The following is a 266-nucleotide window of genomic DNA, read 5'->3' on the forward strand; positions in this document are numbered from 1 at the left end:
CCATGAGCGCGTCGGCCCCTGCTGCCTCGGCGCCGCGGCTGTAGAGCACGGCGAGGTCGGTGCCCGACGCGCCGGAGTTGATGACCACCGGCACGCGACCCGCAACATGGGTCACGACCGTGCGGGTCACGAGCTCCCGCTCTCCCTCGCTGAACTTGAAGATCTCGGAGCCCAGCGCCACGCCCAGGCCGTGTACCCCGGCCGCGACGTTGAAGTCGATGAGGCTCTGGAGGCTGTCGATGTCAATCCGCCCCTTCTCGTCGAAG

The 266-nt window shown here is 68.8% G+C and carries 1 protein-coding gene; it reads right to left on the reverse strand.

Annotation, left to right across the window (positions count from 1 at the left end; all coding sequences use genetic code 11):
- The coding region (locus C1X29_RS28660) for a dihydrodipicolinate synthase family protein (protein WP_146023320.1) at positions 1-266 on the reverse strand (266 nt) is incomplete at both ends.

It is taken from the genome of Pseudomonas sp. GW456-12-10-14-LB2, assembly GCF_002884345.1.
Classification (GTDB): Bacteria; Pseudomonadota; Gammaproteobacteria; order Pseudomonadales; family Pseudomonadaceae; genus Aquipseudomonas; species Aquipseudomonas paraglycinae.